Source organism: Actinospineispora spinosispora DSM 44797 (genome assembly GCF_000429025.1).
GTDB classification, from domain to species: domain Bacteria; phylum Actinomycetota; class Actinomycetes; order Mycobacteriales; family Pseudonocardiaceae; genus Pseudonocardia; species Pseudonocardia spinosispora.
Genome location: NZ_AUBB01000034.1, coordinates 1 through 14,967, shown reverse-complemented (window position 1 = coordinate 14,967; position 14,967 = coordinate 1). Strand labels below are relative to the sequence as shown.

The following is a 14,967-nucleotide window of genomic DNA, read 5'->3' as shown; positions in this document are numbered from 1 at the left end:
GACGTCCACGCTACTTCCCCGCGCTTCTCTTATCTCAGACTCGAATGCCGGCGCGGAACTTCGGCACCCGCAACGTGATCTTGGTACCAGCCCCGACCGCGGTGTCCACAACCAGGCCGTAGTCCTCGCCGAACGCCGACCGCATCCGGTCGTCCACGTTGCCCATCCCGACGTGCGCACCGGACAGGTGCGCATCCGACATGTCCTCCCGCAGCCGGTCCGGATCCATGCCGATGCCGTCGTCCTCGACGACGATCACGCACTCGGCACCGGCGTTCTCGGCGGTCAGGCTGATCGACCCGCCGTTCGGCTTGCCCGCGAGACCGTGCCGCACCGCGTTCTCCACCAAGGGCTGCAACGCGAGGAACGGCAGGACGACCGACAGCACCTCGGGCGCGATCTGCAGCCGCACGTGCAGCCGGTCGCCGAAACGGGCCCGTTCGATGCGCAGGTAGCGCTCGATGTTCGCCAGCTCGTCCTGCAGCGTCGTGTACTCACCGGCGGTGCGGAACGAGTACCGGGTGAAGTCGGCGAACTCGATCAGCAGCTCGCGCGCCCGGTCCGGGTCGGTGCGGATGAGCGAGGAGATCGTGGTCAGCGCGTTGTAGACGAAGTGCGGCGAGATCTGCGCGCGCAGTGCCCGGACCTCGGCGCGGTTGAGCCGCGCGCGGGAGTCGTCGAGCTGCGCGAGGTCGAGCTGGCTGGAGATGTAGCGCGCGACCTCGCCGGTGGCCCGGATCAGGACCGGGCCGGTGGTCGCGTCGGTCAGCGCGCCGAGCGTGCCGACGATCTTGCCCTCGGTTTCCAGGGGGACCACGACGATGCCCCGGATGTTGCAGTCCGGACGGCCGCACTTCATCTTGCTGTGCGACTCGGTCTTCTGCCGCCCGGTGCTGATCACCTCTTTGGCCATCTCCACCACGTCCATCGTGTGGTGGTCGCCGTCGCCGTCCCAGGCCAGCGTCTGGGCCTTGTCGTCGGTCATGGTCAGCGCGCTGGTCTCCAGCAACGTGCGCAGGTAGGGCAGCGCGAACGAGGCGGACCCGCGCGACAGACCCTCCCGCAGCGACGGCGCCGCGAGCGACACGGTGTGCAGCGTGGAGAACGTGGCCCGCTCCAGCGGCGTCGCGAACTGCCGTTTACGGGTGCGCCACAGCAGGAAGAACGCGATCCCCGCGACGAGGGCCACGATGATCAGCAGCACCAGCAAGGCGCCGGACGAAGTCACGAACTCAGACACCATCATCTTCTCGGTAGTGACGGCCTCACTCTTGAGGTGTTTATTTGACCAATCGGGAAAGGCGGCGGTCGGCCAGCGGTTTTCCGCCGGTCTGACAGGTCGGACAGTACTGGAAGGACCGATCGGCGAAGGACACCTCTCGGACGGTGTCGCCACAGATCGGGCACGGCATCCCGGTCCGGGCGTGCACCCGCAGCCCCGAGCGCTTCTCCCCCTTCAACCGGGCGGCGTCCTGACCGACCGATCTGGTGACCGCGTCGGACAGCACCTCGTGCAGCGCGGTGAACAGCGCATCGAGCTTGGCCTCGTCGAGCCTGCCCGCGACCGCGTACGGGGACAGCCGCGCGACGTGCAGGATCTCGTCGCTGTAGGCGTTGCCCACGCCCGCGATGACCGTCTGGTCGACGATCAGGTTCTTGATCCGTTCGGTGCGCTTGGCCAGCAGCTCACCCAGCTGCTGCCTGGTCAGCGACAACGCGTCGGGGCCGAGGCGGGCGATGCCGGGCACCTGGGCGGGATCGGTCACCACGTACACCGCGAGCCGCTTCTGCGTGCCGGCCTCGGTGAGGTCGAACCCCGGGCCACCTGGCGCGTCGAGGTGCACGCGCAGCGCGATCGGGCCCTTGCCGGTCGGCTTGGGCGGGACGGTCGAGGCGGTGTCGTGCCAGCGCAGCCAGCCCGCGCGGGACAGGTGCGTGACCAGGTGCAGACCGTCGCAGTCGAGGTCGAGGAACTTCCCGTGCCTGGCCGCGCCGGTGACGGTCCGGCCGACCAGCGCCGAGGCGGGCGGGTCGAAGGTCTTGAGCGCGCTCATGCTGGCCGCGTCCACCCTGGCGACCTGATGGCCGGTCGCCGTCGTGCGCAGGTGATGGGCCAGTGCCTCGACCTCGGGGAGCTCGGGCATCAGTGGCCCCCTGCGCCGGAGGTGGCCGGTCGACCTCGGAAGGGAGCCACTAGGTGACCGGCTGCAGGGGGCCGTCGGCGTAGCCCGGGGTCGCGCGCATCCGGATCTGGCGCACGATGATCGCGTTCTCCTCGCGGGCCTTGCCGTAGCCGCGCACCATGCCGACCCAGTGCTCGGCCTCCAGGTCCGCTCCGTACGCGCCCGGGGTCTGCGCGACGAGCGTCCACGGCCTGCGCATGACCCAGCGGACCGGGAAGAAGCCGATGATGATCAGCCCGGCGAACACCACCCACCAGGGCACGTGCACGTCCGAGGGCATCCAGGAGAACAGCGCGATGTAGAACAGCGCCAGCGTCGAGAGGATCACGACAGCGGCGGAGCGGCCGCCGTCGACGTCATGCTCGAAGTCCTCACCGGTGGCCGGCATGGACCACTCCATGCGGCGACGCACCGTCCAGGTACGGCCGTCCGATCCGACAACCGTCTTCGACTTGGTGACCATGCTGCCTACCCTTACCGATGTCGCTGCTCGGACACCAGTTTTCCACATCCGGACACGCCGTGGACGCTACTTCGGACCGTGATGCATTGTTCGCTATAGCGGACACCCTGTGTGCACGACTCGCCGAGAGACACTCGAATGGGTAGCAATGCTGGTGACTGAAAGTTACCAAACGCTACCTTTTGGCCTCGTCGACGAGCAGGAGTGACGCGCATGCACCGGTCGTGGGTCCTGCTGCCGGTCGCCGCGTTAGTCCTGATCACCACCAGGTACTCGACCACGCCGATTCCCGCCCGGATCGACCCGGTCGCACTGGCCGCCGCGACCGAGGCCGCGCACTCGTACTGCACCCTCCCGCACCGGGCGCCGCCCCGGAAGCAGGCGGTGCGGGGGCCCGTCGGGTTACAGATCGCCGCCGAGCCGCCGCGTCCCGGGTACGTCCAGCCCATCGGCGGCCTGGGCAGCGGGCCCGGGCAGAACCCGCGCGCCGAGGTGACCGGGACGCTCACCAACCCCGGCGACGTGGACAGCTTCGGCATCCCGCTGCGCACCGGCGACGTACTGAGCGTCGCGGTCAGCGGGTCCAGCGGTGACACCGGCTACCAGCTGCGGCTGCTCGACCCGCGCAACACGTTCGTCGAGGGCTCCGCGCAGGACCGCTCCAGCACCTACCCGACGTCCTCGCCGCTCGTGCCGGAGGGCGGCCAGCAGGTCGTCGCCGACTTCGACCACGTCGCCGCGATGACCGGCACGCACGTGCTCTCCGTGTCCGGCGGGCCGGGCGACTTCGAGGCGACCGTGCAGATCTTCCGGTCGAGCGGCGACGTGCAGCGCATCTACCTGGAGTTCCGGGGCACCACGCTGGACACCACGATCTTCGGCACCGACGCGGGCGGCAGCCAGCCGCGCACCCTCAGTCCGTTCAGTGCCTTCCTGCCCAAGTGGGGCCTGACCGAGGCCGACGAGCCCCGGCTGATCCAGGCGATCACCGACACCGTTGCGCTGAACCTGCGCGCCGCCGGACCGGCCCAGGTCGTGGTGGACAACTCGGTCGACAACCCCGACGAGTTCGGCCGGGCGAACGTGAGCAGGCTCGTGATCGGCGGCACCCAGGCCGAGGCGGACATGGAGACCGTCGGGATCGCCCAGTCGGTCGACCCCGGCAACTTCGCGCGCGAGGAGACCGCGCTGGTCCTGCTCGACCTGTTGTCGGGCCCGGCAGAGGACAGCGCCTCGCTCAACCACTACATCGGGCCGAACAGCGACAAGATCGCGTTCATCGCCAAGGCGGTCGGCGACATCGCCTCGCACGAGGCCGGCCACTTCCTCGGCAGCTGGCACACCGACCCGGAGAACGGCACGCACGACCTGATGGACAGCGGTGACCTGCCCGGCGCGTACGGCTACGGCCCGGACGGCATCGGCGGCACGGCGGACGACACGCGCCCGGTGTTCGGCCAGGACGTCTACGCCCCGTCCGAAGGCTCCCAGGGCCTGGAGAACACCCGCGCGCGGACGGCTACCGGCCTCGGCGGCGCCGGCGCCCTCCCGAGCCCGTGAGTACCCGTGAGTGAGTTGGGCTGCCAGGGCAGCCCAACTCACTCACGGCAGGTGGCTAGGGGAGGTCCTTGCGCTTGCGGCCGATGATGCCGACGTAGTGCAGCGGGTCGCCGTTCGTCGCCAGGCGGTGCTGGTAGGTGCGGGACTCGAGCATCTCGAACGTGCCGTCCCGCAGTGACTCGCGGATCATCGTGGCGAAGCCCGAGGTGTCGGTCTCGGCGAGGAACCCTTCCTTGATGGTCAGCGCGACCCAGCCGTCGGTCTCCAGCAGGTTGTACGCGGTACGGAAGCAACCCGGCGGGATGTCGCCGAAGCCGAGGGCGGCGATGCAGGTCAGCGCGTTGAACCGGTAGCCGTCGAGCATGTGGCGCTGGTCTTCGGTCAGGTTCAACATGTCCAGCACGTGATAGGCGCGGTACGTCCCCGGCCGGTCCCGGGCGGCCGCCTCTTCAGCGGCCGGCAGGATGTCCGCGCCGACCACGAACTCGACACCGCGTCGCCGCAGCTCGTCGCCCATGATGCCGTTGCCGGCGCCGAGGTCGAACACCCTCAGGCCGCTCCCCGACTCACCGGCCTTGACCAGCTCGGCGTCGAGGAACTCGGACATGAACCGGGGTGAGTCGCAGCGCAACGTCTCGTAGAACAGCTGCTCGTACAGGCCGGGGACGTCGTAGATCGCACTGTAATCGTGGAAACGGATTTCCCGCCAGTTTTCCCCTTCTTTGACGACGAACCATTCCGCATCCTGATCATAGGAGTGGCTCGGTTCCGGCAAGGCAATTCGGTGAGGCCTATTTCGCTGCCGAGGCACAGATGAAACCGAATTCGGCCTAATCTCTGTCCGACTGACCGTGGACAGGGTCGTAGAACGATCTCTCTGTCTCATTCGCCGAGCGTAACACGAAATCGTCGCCACTGTTGATCATGAACGACCTTTGACACCACGTGTACGCTGGGTGAACCCCGTTACCCGAGGTTAACAATTCTTGCCGGTGTTGATGCAGTTGGCCGCGAGATCCAGCAGCGCATCGGGTGCCATGTTCTCGAAGTCCGAGTGATCGGTACGCGGATCGTGTCGCTGATCGGGGAACGAATCGACCGCGAAGTTACGGCCGTCCGGACGGTCGTAGGTCAAGGTGATCCTCAACTGCGGGACGGCCTCGAAACCGCGCCGGCACGAGCCATTATCGCGTGGGTACACGACATGTGAACGGAAGTCCTTCGAATCCAGGTTCTCGCCGTCCCAGCAGCTCGGGAAGTCCAGGATGCGCATCAGCTTGCTGCCCGCCGGGCACAGCGGGTACCGCTCGGTGATCCGGTTCTCGAAGCCCGTGCAGGTCCACTGCGCGTTCGCGTTCTCGTCGCCGTTCGTCTTGGCCTTCGCGTCACCCATGATGATCATCAGGTCGTCCGGCATCGGGATCACCTTGCCGGTCGGGTTGCCCCGGAACCGCAGGTCCACCTTGGCCGGGCGCAGGATTCTGCCGAAGTTGCCGTCCCGGCCGCCGCCGTCTTCGTCGACGTCGTCACCCTGCTGGTTGGTCGCGCGCAGGACCGGCCAGAAGAACGTCGAGATGTTGCCCCGGTCGCACGTCGTACCGGCCGCGTGCAGGCTGTCCTCGTCGGAGAAGGCGTCGGTGGACAGGTTGCCGACATAGTCGTGCACGTGCTGGGCGCCGTTGCGCTGGCCCGGCGTCACCATGTAGTTGTCGGAGTTGAGGTGGTTGTTCTCGTTGCGCCCGCATTTCGCGGTGAAACTGCCGGTCGACGCATTCGCCTCGTTACGCGGCTCGTCGTCCTTCACCCGGACCCGGGTGATGTCCACGTAGTCGTCGTCATCCGCCGGACCGGCGTCGTCGCGGCCGGGGAACTCGTCGTCATCGTCCTTGTCCCGGTCGTTGTTCCGGTCGTTGTCCCGGTCCTTGTTCTTGTCCTTGTCCTTGTTCCGGTCACCGTCCTTCCTGTTCCCCCGGTCCTTGTCGTCGTTGTCGTTCCGGCCCCGGTTGTCGCCGCGATCGGGATCCCGGTCCCGGCCCCGGTCGTCATCCCGTTCGGCCGACACCTCGGCGCGACTGGATCGGGAGTCCGCCGCCGCGGTACCCACCGCGGCGGCTATGCCACTGCCGACCAGCAGAGTCGCCACGACCACGAGCAACGCGGTCGGCTTGGGTACACGATGTCGTCCTTGACGAACCATCTCGATGTCTCTTTCTCGTCGTCGGGGGAAGGGCTCAGCCGAGGCGGTCCAGCAGCCGCAGGTGGCCGCCGACCACCCGTGCCGCCTCGTCGGCGAGCGAACGCATCTCGGGACTGGCCGTCGCGGCACGCGTCCGTTCGATCACCGTGAGAGTCGCCTGGCAGGTCGCACGCAGGTGGCTGAGCATCGTGGTGTCGTAACCGGCGCCGGACTCGCCGGAGATCTCGGCCGCCCAGGCCTGCTGACGCGCGGTCGGCTGGCTGGGCAACGGAACACCGAGCCGGTCGGCGACCGCACGGACGTTCTCGGACAGCACGCTCAGCTCGTCGGACATCCGGGCCGCGGCATCCCGGACGCCCGCACTGGTCGCCTTCTGCTGTGCCTGCTGGCCGACCGGCGTCTCCCACAGCGCGGCCTGACGGACCGCGACCAGCATCTCCCGGTCCGCCGCGCTGATCGGTGCCGCCGAGGAGTGCGTCCAACCGGTGGGTTCGGTCGGACTCGGCGCGGCGACGCAGGTCAACAGCACGACCACCACGCCGGTGAGCACGGCGAGCAGCACTGTCGTACGGGCGGACGAGGACGTGTCGGGGGGCACGGGGGAACCTCTCTGGGTACTGCTTCTTCTCGGGGAGCAATGCGGTGGAACACAGCTGGGGAGCTGACAGCGTGGGGAGCGCCTGCGGGCGACAGTAAGGACCGCTACCCGCTCGGATACGGAAGCTGAGAGCCGCCGAACCGGGTGGTCGACGCGGTGCGCCGGGCAGCCACGTACTCGGCCGAGCGCCGCGGCGCACTGGTCCGCATGCGCCGGGTGTGCCTCAGATAACGCCCGAAAACACTGCGCCGCACGGGTATTCCGGCCGTTGACCGATTGTCACGGGTGCCCAGTCACGCAACGCTGGGCCGAGTGCAGCAACCTCGAACAACCAGCTTTCGGCGCTACCGCGTCCTGCTCGCGGTCCCGTCCGACCGATCGACCGGCGCGCTGCTGCGTGCGCTGCGTACACACGCGTTCGACGCCACCGTGACGCACGACGGCACCCGGGTCCTCGACAGCGTGCAGGCCGCGTCGTTCGCCGCGGTCGTGCTGGAGACCGGGCTCCCCGGCCTGGACACCGCGTCGGTCCTCACCGGACTTCACCGGCTCGCCCCCGACACGCCGGTCATCGCCCTCACCAGCCGCGAACAGCGTGACCAGATCGTCGCCGGACTGCGCGGCAACCAGGACGACTACCTGCTGACCCCGTTCCCCGCGGATGAGCTGCTCACCCGGCTGCGGCTGCGGGTGCGTGACCAGGCGGCGCAGGAGCGCTCGGTGGCACGGCGAGGTGACATCACGATCGACACGGCACTCGGCCTGGTCAGCGTCGACGGCCAGCTGGTGACCCTGACGCCGACGGAGTTCGCCCTGCTGACGATCCTGATCAGCCACCCCGACGAAGCACTGTCCCGCGAGCAGCTCACGTCCATGCTGTGGCGGGACCCGCCCTCGTCGAACGTCATCGAGGTCTACATCGGCTACCTACGCCGAAAACTGGGCTCGGACAGAATCCGAACGGTAAGAGGAGTCGGCTACCTCCTGGAGGACTAGCTCCCCGCCCCGTGAGTGGCGAGTGGTCCTACCCCGAAGGGGCGCCGAAGGCGTAGCAACCCTCAGCACTCACGACACGCTTTTCGTCGTGAGTGCTGAGGGTTGCTATAGGACCACTCGCCACTCACGAGCCGTAGACGCAACCACAGCAAAACCGAGGAGCCCCGGACCCACCTGATCCGCCATGCTCCCCCCATGCTCGACCTGCTCCGCACAGACCGCACCTTCCGCGCCCTGTGCGCCGCGAGGACGATCTCCTTCCTCGGCGACACCCTCAGCCTGGTGGCGCTGCTGCTCCACGTCGCCGACCACACCGGCCAGGCCCTCGCCGTGGCGATGCTGCTCCTGGTCGGCGACGTCCTACCGGCCCTCTTCGGTCCACTCGCCGGCGCGCTGGCCGACAGGTTCGACCTACGCCGGATCATGATCAGCTGCGAGCTCGCCCAGGTGCTGCTGACGATCGTCCTGGCGCTCTGGCTACCCACCCTCCCGATCCTGTTCGCCCTGGTCGCTGCGAGGGCGTTGGCCGCACAGGTGTTCGCGCCCGCGTCCCGCACTGCCGTCGGCAGGCTGGTCGCACCGGGCTCACTACCGAGCGCCAACGCGACCCTCGGGCTCGGAACGAACGGCGCCGAGGCGATCGGCCCACTGCTCGCCGCAATCGGGCTGCCACTGCTCGGGGTGCGCGGCGTGCTGCTGGTGGACGCGGCGACGTTCGCGGTCTCGGCGCTGTTGCTGCTACGGCTACCCCCGCTGCCGGCCGACAGCACCACCGGAGACCCCGTCGGCCTCGGCCGGGCCACCCGCGACGGGCTGGTCTACCTGCTGCGCGCGAAGGTCGCCCGCGCCGTGGTGCTGGGCTCGTTCGTGGTGATCGCCTGCAACGGCATCGACGACGTCGCGTTGGTGTTCCTGAACCGGCAGGAGCTGCACGGCGGCGACTCCGCGGTCGCGGTGCTGCTCAGCGCGGTCGGCATCGGGTTGCTGCTCGGCTACTGGCTGCTCGGCAGGCGCACGGCGCTGGTCACGTCGATGGCGGGTCTGATGCTGACCGGCTGGGCGGTGAGCAGCGCCGGCAACCTGCTGACCGGGTTGAGCTGGGCGGTCGCCGTGGCGTTCGGGCTGCAGGCGGTGCGCGGGCTGGGCATCGCCGCGATGGACGTCGGCGCCACGACCCTGCTGCAACGCGAGGTGCCCGCCGAGCTGCAGGGCAGGGTGTTCGGCGTCTGGGGCGGCGCGATCGGTGTGGCGGCGGGCCTGTCCTACGTCGGCGGTGCGCTGCTGCTGGACGCCACCTCGGCACGGACCACGTTCCTCCTGGCCGGTGCCGGCGGTCTCGCGGCCACGGTCCTCACCGCCGTCGCCCTGCGCCCACGCACGTCGAAGCCGGACAAATCCCGCGACTCACCCTGACAAATCTCCCGACTCGCGCAGACAAAATCCCCGACTCGCGCATGGTTCGCGCGAGTCGGGGATTGTCAGGGTGAGTCGGGGAATCCGTCAGGCGGTGTTGATGCGCTTGGCGGCGAGGCGCTCCTCGTTCGGCCAGCGCACGTTGCTCGCCCAGCCGAGCTGCTCGAACCAGCGGATGACCCGGGCGCTCGAGTCGAGCTGGCCCTTGAGCACGCCGTGGCGGGCGCAGGTCGGGTCGGCGTGGTGCAGGTTGTGCCAGGACTCGCCGAACGACGGAATGGCCAGCCACCACACGTTGCGGGACTTGTCCCGGGTGCTGAAGTCCTCGTTGCCGAACACGTGGCACACCGAGTTGATCGACCAGGTGACGTGGTGCAGCAGCGAGACGCGGACCAGGAAGCCCCAGAAGAACCCGGTCAGCATGCCGAACCAGGACAGCGTGAACAGGCCGCCGAGCAGCGCCGGCACGATCATCGAACCGGCGACGAGCAGCGGGAAGAACTTGTGGATGCGCTCGATGTCCTTGTCGGCCACCAGGTCCGGGGCGTACTTCGCGCGGTTGGTGCGCTCATCGGTGAACAGCCAGCCGACGTGAGCGAAGAACAGGCCCTTGGTCAGCGCCTTCCAGTCGGTGCCGTAGCGCCACGGCGAGTGCGGGTCGCCCTCGAGATCGGAGAACTTGTGGTGCCGACGGTGGGTGGCCACCCAGTCGGTCACGCTCATCTCCAGCGAGATGCTGCCGGCCAGTGCCAGCGCGATCCGCAGCGGGCGCTTGGCCTTGAACGAACCGTGGGTGAAGTAGCGGTGGAAGCCGATCGTCACGCCGAACCCGCTGATCAGGTAGAACACCGTGAAGATGATCACGTCGCTCCAGCCGAGCCAGCCTGCGCCCCATGCGAGTGGGACAGCGGCGAGCACCGCGAGGAAGGGCAGGACCACGAACACCGGCAGCAGTACCTGCTCAACCTTGCTCTTGGGCTCAGGTTCGAGCTCGGGGCGCGCTGTCTTCGCGGGGGCGTCGGGTCCTGCGGTCATAGGATTCCTTCTGCGCTGTGAGAGCGATCGGGGACTTAGGATTACCTAACTACCAGTATATTGTGCTAGTAGTCCGGGAACAACGAGATGCGGCGGGACTCACCACAGGTCCAGCATCGGTGGTAGAGCGCCTTCCAGGTCGAGCAACCATCGCTTGCTCTCCAACCCGCCGCCGAAACCACCCAGGCCGTTCGCTGCGAGTACCCGGTGGCACGGCACGATAACCGGAACCGGGTTCGATCCCATGATCGCGCCGACCCGCCGCGCTGCCTGGCCCGCGCCCCGCTCGGTCGCGTATGCGCCACTGCGGACCGCCAGCTCGCCGTAGGTGATCGTGTCGCCGTAGCCGACCTCGTCGTACAGCGTCCGGAGCACCACCTGCTGATCGCCGTGGGTAAGCCGCCAGTCGATCGGCGCGTCGAAGGTCTTCGTACGCCCGGCGAGGTAGTCGGCCAGCTCGGCCGCGATCGGCCCGGCACGCTCGGCATCCTCGACCGGTGCCACGTCCAGCCGGCGCCCCGCCTCGGCCAGCTGTGCGCGAACCGCGCCGGTACCGGCCCCGAAACAGACCAGCACGACGCCGGCCTCGGTGACTCCCACGGTGAGCGCGCGCAGCGGCACCGGCGCCGCGACCACGGTCCACGCGAGCCACTCCTCGCCAGGAGGGTGGTGAGCAGCTCCGGCCGTGGCGCGCGGCGGCCAGGTGACGTCATCGCAAGACGGAGGCTCGGGCCGATCCCGTTGTTGGATCGGCCCGAACCGACAACGCGGCGAGGGCGCCGCCTGGGCGTCGCGCGGTAGGCCCGAGCTGTTCAGCACCCTCCTGGTCATGCGTCCATTGTGCTGGCGAGCACCGACAGTTCCTACTCCCCCCGCGGTAGGTGGAGTGTCGTCCCGGGACGGACGACGGGCGGGCCCGCGACGCCGATGCTGAGACGCATGACCGAACTGATGAGTAGGACGCACACCGCTCCGGCTCGGCGGGGCACCCGGCGTAAGGCGTTCCTGCTGCTGCACATCGTGTCGGCGGGCGCCTGGCTCGGGATCGACGTCGTGCTCGGCGTTCTGGTCGGGACGATCCTGCTCAGCGACGACGTGTCGACGGTCGCGGTGAGCTACCGGGCACTGGAGCTGTTCGCGGTCTGGCCGCTGCTCATCAGCGGCGCGCTGTGTCTGGCCAGCGGGGTCGCGCTGGGCATGGTCACGAAGTACGGGCTGGTGCGCTACTGGTGGGTGCTGGTCAAGCTGGTGCTCAACATCGTGCTGGTGCTGCTGGTCGCCTTCGCGCTGCGGCCCACGATGCTGGGCGCGGCGGACACCGGCCGGCTGATCGCCGAGGGCGCCCCGCTCGTCGCGGTGACGAGCGAGCTGTTCGCACCGCCGATCGTCTCGACGCTGGCGCTGCTGGCCGCGTTCGTCCTGTCGGTCTTCAAGCCCTGGGGCCGCACTCGCCCCTGACCGGCGAGTCGGGCGTCCTGGCACATCGAGTTGGGCGTTTCAGCACACCGGGTGTGCTGAAATCCCCGACTCGGTGTGCTGAGGACCCCGACTCGCGGGGAGGGGTCAGGCCCAGCGGGGGTCGAGGCGGAGGGCCACTCGGGTGCTTCGGTGGCAGACCGCCAGGCGGCGGGAGTGGGTGACGCCCTCGCGGTGACAGTCGGCGATGCTGGCCACCAGGCGCTTCAGCACCTCGGCGGTCAGGTCCGGTTCGAGGGCGGAGACCGCGTCGGTCGCGCGATCCAGCGCGTGCCGGACGGCGGTCGAGCGCGGATCGTGGCGCAGCGCGGTGAGCGCGGTACTGACCGCGGCGACGGCGTTCTTCAGGTCCGATTCCAGTGTCAGTTCAACAGACATGGTTGTGACCTCCTGTACTGCTGGCCCCGGGGGGCCGAGCCTGCACTCTGCTGATCGCTCGGCCGGCTCGACCCCCAGCGGGGTTACCGGCTCACTTCTTCTTCTTGCCCTTCTTGCTCTTCTTGTCCTTCTTCTTCGCCATGTCGTCCTCCTCCCGTTACACCGTGAGGTCAACCGGACGTTGACTTCCACAGTCAACGTAGCATTGACCAAAGTCAACCCTTCATTGACCCCAGAGTGGTCAAGCTAACCTTGACCCATGGCGGCGAAAAAGGGCTCCTCGACCAAGCACGTGCGGGATGCCCTGGACGCTCTGGAATCCGCGCCCGACGAACTCAGTGCACTCACCGCGGCCAGAGCACTGCGCGAGGCAGCGGACGAGCTGGAGATCGGCACGGTCGCCGACGTCCGCCGCCACGGTGGGACCTGGACCCAGATCGGCGCGATCTACGGCACCACGAAGCAGGGTGCGCAACAGCGTTTCCGAGGCGCGGTCAACCGCCTCACCACGACCTAGCCCATCGCTGTGACGGCATTCTGGGACTGCCAGGCCGCCCAGCCGCCGAGCAGGTCGGAGACGTCGCGGAAACCCCGCGCACTCAGCAGCGACGCCGCCGCGATCGAGCGATAACCGCCCGCGCAGCTGACCAGCACCGGGCGATCCGGGTCTAGCTCGCCGGTCAGCGTGCGCAGCCGGATGAGCGGCAGGTTGACGGCTCCGGGCAGCGAACCTCCCGCGAACTCGCCGGGCGCGCGCACGTCGACGACCTGTAGCCCGTCGACGTGCTCGATCCGGCGCGCCGCCTCGGCGGCGGTCAGCCTGCTGTGCCGCGCGATCAGTTCGGGGCGAGCGTCCAGCCCGGTGCAGGCACCCTTCACCGCGTCGATGCCGACTCTGGCCAGCCGCAGCCGCGCCTCACGCACGTCGGCGGCCGACCCGACGAGCAGAACCGGCTGCTCCGACTGACGGACAGCCGCGGCGTACTCGGCGAACCGGCCGGACAACCCGACGTTCACCGAGCCGCGCAGGTGTCCCGAGGTGAAGCTCTGGTCGTCGCGCACATCCAGCAGCAGCACGCCTGCTTCACCCTCGGCAACGGCCTCGGCGGAGGTGAGCTCGGGCAGCGGCGCGGCGGCGTCGAAGGGCCGGTGTCCGGCGCGGTTCAGCGCGACCTCGTCGGCGAAGTACGCGGGCGGCTCACCGAGACCGTCGGTCACCACCGCGACGAACTCGTCCTCGCTCATCGGCGCGAGCGCGTAGTTCGTGGCGCGCTGCGCACCCAGCGTCGAGACCGTCTCGCTGGACAATGCCTTTCCGCACGCGCTGCCCGCACCGTGCCCCGGATAGACCAGCACGTCGTCGGGCAGCGGCAGAATCTTGTCCCGCAGCGACCGGTACAGCTCACGGGCCATCTGCTCGGACGTCCGGCCGGCGGAGCCCAGCAGGTCCGGCCGGCCGACGTCGCCGAGGAACAACGTGTCGCCGGTGAGGATCGCCGCGGGCTCGTCACCGTGCTCACCCACCGCGAGCGTGATCGAGTCAGGAGTGTGGCCGGGAGTGGCGAGCACCGTGATCGTGACGTCACCGAGGACGATGACCTCACCGTCACTCAGCTTCCGGCACTCGAAACCGACCGGCGCGTGCTCGCTCATCGCTATCGTGGCGCCGGTGCGCTGCGCCAGCTCACTGTGGCCCGGCACGAAGTCGGCGTGCACATGGGTGAGCACGACCAGCTCGATCCGCAGCCCGCGCTCGCCCGCCGCGACGAGATACGGCTCCACGTCCCGACGCGGGTCGACGACGATCGCGCGCCCGGTCGTCTCGTCCGCGACCAGGTACGACGCCTGGGAGAGGCAGCTCAAATAGAATTGTTCGAGGATCACCGCGCACCGACCTCCCCGTAATGTAGGTACATTAAGAAGGTACCCACTCGACCGTCCGAAGGCGAGTCCCATGACCGTGCAGCCAGAAACCTCCGTCGCCGCGCTGCGTGAGCGGCTCGGGTCACCTTCAGTGATCATCCTCGACGTCCGGACGCCCGGTGAATTCGAGTCCGGTCACATTCCAGGGGCGCTCAACGTGCCGGTCGACCAACTGGCCGCACACGCACCTCGCTTCCCCGAGACGCTGCCTCGGGAGGTCGTGCTCGTCTGCCAGTCCGGTGGCCGGGCCACCGCCGCGCAGCAGCACGTTCCCGGAAGCGTCCTGACCGGTGGAATGACCGCGTGGACCGCCTCGGGTGGCTCGACCACCTCGGCCTCCGGTACCCGCTGGGCGATGGAGCGGCAGGTTCGATTCACCGCCGGGTCTCTCGTGTTGAGCGGGATCCTCGGCAGCTTGATCTGGCCCAGGGCCCGGTTTCTCGCCGGAGCCATCGGGGCCGGTCTCGTGTTCTCCGCTGTGAGCAATACGTGCGCCATGGGCACTCTGCTGGGGAAGCTGCCCTACAACCGGGCATCCTCTGGCGATGTTGAGGTTGCTGTTTCTCGGCTCAGTTCTTGAGGGTTTTGTTCCCCGCTGGCCATCGATCGTTCTTGGTGCGGCCGGTCGTTGTCAATCCCGCTTCGCGCTTCGACGCAGCCTCCTGGTGCACATGCAGCAGGGTCGAAGTAAAGGATTGACAACGACTGGCCACACCAAGAAGCAGGCCAGGATCGCGGGGCAAGG

At 68.7% G+C, this 14,967-nt stretch carries 16 protein-coding genes; 6 read left to right on the top strand and 10 right to left on the bottom strand.

Annotated features, from left to right (window positions below; translation table 11 throughout):
* Window positions 1–34: 34 nt before the first annotated feature.
* From G406_RS0116725 to G406_RS0116715, 3 genes are read right to left on the bottom strand one after another with little or no spacing between them, the layout of a single operon-like run.
* A complete protein-coding gene (locus G406_RS0116725; RefSeq protein ID WP_342666225.1) occupies window positions 35–1,228 on the bottom strand; it encodes a sensor histidine kinase in 1,194 nt (397 codons plus the stop codon).
* A 52-nt stretch (window positions 1,229–1,280) separates the two neighbouring features.
* Window positions 1,281–2,144, bottom strand: coding sequence for an Fpg/Nei family DNA glycosylase (locus tag G406_RS0116720; protein ID WP_028934709.1), 864 nt, complete (start codon window positions 2,142–2,144; stop codon window positions 1,281–1,283).
* A 49-nt stretch (window positions 2,145–2,193) separates the two neighbouring features.
* The gene (locus tag G406_RS0116715) at window positions 2,194–2,646 is read right to left on the bottom strand and encodes a hypothetical protein (protein WP_028934708.1); all 453 of its coding nucleotides are present in this window, start codon (window positions 2,644–2,646) and stop codon (window positions 2,194–2,196) included.
* 213 nt (window positions 2,647–2,859) lie between these two features.
* Here G406_RS0116715 and G406_RS0116710 point away from each other — a divergent pair, with 213 nt between their 5' ends.
* Window positions 2,860–4,206 (top strand): hypothetical protein, encoded by a 1,347-nt coding sequence (locus tag G406_RS0116710; protein ID WP_028934707.1) that lies wholly within the window; start codon window positions 2,860–2,862, stop codon window positions 4,204–4,206.
* A 55-nt stretch (window positions 4,207–4,261) separates the two neighbouring features.
* On the opposite strand, the gene G406_RS0116705 is transcribed toward G406_RS0116710, so the two are convergent.
* The 3 genes from G406_RS0116705 to G406_RS47465 all read right to left on the bottom strand — a co-directional run bounded on the left by G406_RS0116705 (window position 4,262) and on the right by G406_RS47465 (window position 7,001).
* Window positions 4,262–4,981, bottom strand: coding sequence for a methyltransferase domain-containing protein (locus G406_RS0116705; protein WP_245607137.1), 720 nt, complete (start codon window positions 4,979–4,981; stop codon window positions 4,262–4,264).
* 201 nt (window positions 4,982–5,182) lie between these two features.
* Entirely contained in the window at window positions 5,183–6,403 is a 1,221-nt protein-coding gene (locus tag G406_RS58370) for a DUF1996 domain-containing protein (protein ID WP_064742946.1), read from the bottom strand.
* Between the two features lie 34 nt (window positions 6,404–6,437).
* Window positions 6,438–7,001: a DUF4142 domain-containing protein gene (locus G406_RS47465; protein WP_156934944.1), complete on the bottom strand. Its 564-nt coding sequence runs from the start codon at window positions 6,999–7,001 to the stop codon at window positions 6,438–6,440.
* A 312-nt stretch (window positions 7,002–7,313) separates the two neighbouring features.
* Here G406_RS47465 and G406_RS0116690 point away from each other — a divergent pair, with 312 nt between their 5' ends.
* Both G406_RS0116690 and G406_RS0116685 read left to right on the top strand, forming a co-directional pair.
* Entirely contained in the window at window positions 7,314–7,997 is a 684-nt protein-coding gene (locus G406_RS0116690; protein WP_051342214.1) for a winged helix-turn-helix domain-containing protein, read from the top strand.
* 195 nt (window positions 7,998–8,192) lie between these two features.
* Window positions 8,193–9,410, top strand: a complete 1,218-nt coding sequence (locus G406_RS0116685) for an MFS transporter (RefSeq protein WP_084216125.1) — start codon at window positions 8,193–8,195, stop codon at window positions 9,408–9,410.
* Window positions 9,411–9,497: 87 nt separating this feature from the next.
* Here G406_RS0116685 and G406_RS0116680 read toward each other — a convergent pair whose 3' ends face one another.
* On the bottom strand, window positions 9,498–10,445 hold the full coding sequence (locus G406_RS0116680) for an acyl-CoA desaturase (protein ID WP_028934702.1): 948 nt from the start codon (window positions 10,443–10,445) through the stop codon (window positions 9,498–9,500).
* Between the two features lie 99 nt (window positions 10,446–10,544).
* Window positions 10,545–11,276, bottom strand: a complete 732-nt coding sequence (locus G406_RS0116675) for a methylated-DNA--[protein]-cysteine S-methyltransferase (protein ID WP_084216124.1) — start codon at window positions 11,274–11,276, stop codon at window positions 10,545–10,547.
* Window positions 11,277–11,384: 108 nt separating this feature from the next.
* Between G406_RS0116675 and G406_RS0116670 the strand changes: the two genes are divergently transcribed.
* A complete protein-coding gene (locus tag G406_RS0116670) occupies window positions 11,385–11,903 on the top strand; it encodes a hypothetical protein (protein WP_028934700.1) in 519 nt (172 codons plus the stop codon).
* A gap of 105 nt (window positions 11,904–12,008) precedes the next feature.
* Here G406_RS0116670 and G406_RS0116665 read toward each other — a convergent pair whose 3' ends face one another.
* The gene (locus tag G406_RS0116665; protein ID WP_028934699.1) at window positions 12,009–12,299 is read right to left on the bottom strand and encodes a hypothetical protein; all 291 of its coding nucleotides are present in this window, start codon (window positions 12,297–12,299) and stop codon (window positions 12,009–12,011) included.
* Between the two features lie 259 nt (window positions 12,300–12,558).
* On the opposite strand from G406_RS0116665, the gene G406_RS47460 reads away from it, so the two are divergent.
* A complete protein-coding gene (locus tag G406_RS47460; protein WP_037077059.1) occupies window positions 12,559–12,816 on the top strand; it encodes a hypothetical protein in 258 nt (85 codons plus the stop codon).
* On the opposite strand, the gene G406_RS0116655 is transcribed toward G406_RS47460, so the two are convergent.
* Window positions 12,813–14,183, bottom strand: a complete 1,371-nt coding sequence (locus G406_RS0116655) for an MBL fold metallo-hydrolase (RefSeq protein ID WP_028934698.1) — start codon at window positions 14,181–14,183, stop codon at window positions 12,813–12,815. The genes G406_RS47460 and G406_RS0116655 overlap by 4 nt on opposite strands.
* 70 nt (window positions 14,184–14,253) lie before the next feature.
* Here G406_RS0116655 and G406_RS0116650 point away from each other — a divergent pair, with 70 nt between their 5' ends.
* Complete coding sequence (locus G406_RS0116650) at window positions 14,254–14,802, top strand: rhodanese-like domain-containing protein (protein WP_028934697.1); 549 nt, start codon at window positions 14,254–14,256, stop codon at window positions 14,800–14,802.
* Window positions 14,803–14,967: the final 165 nt, after the last annotated feature.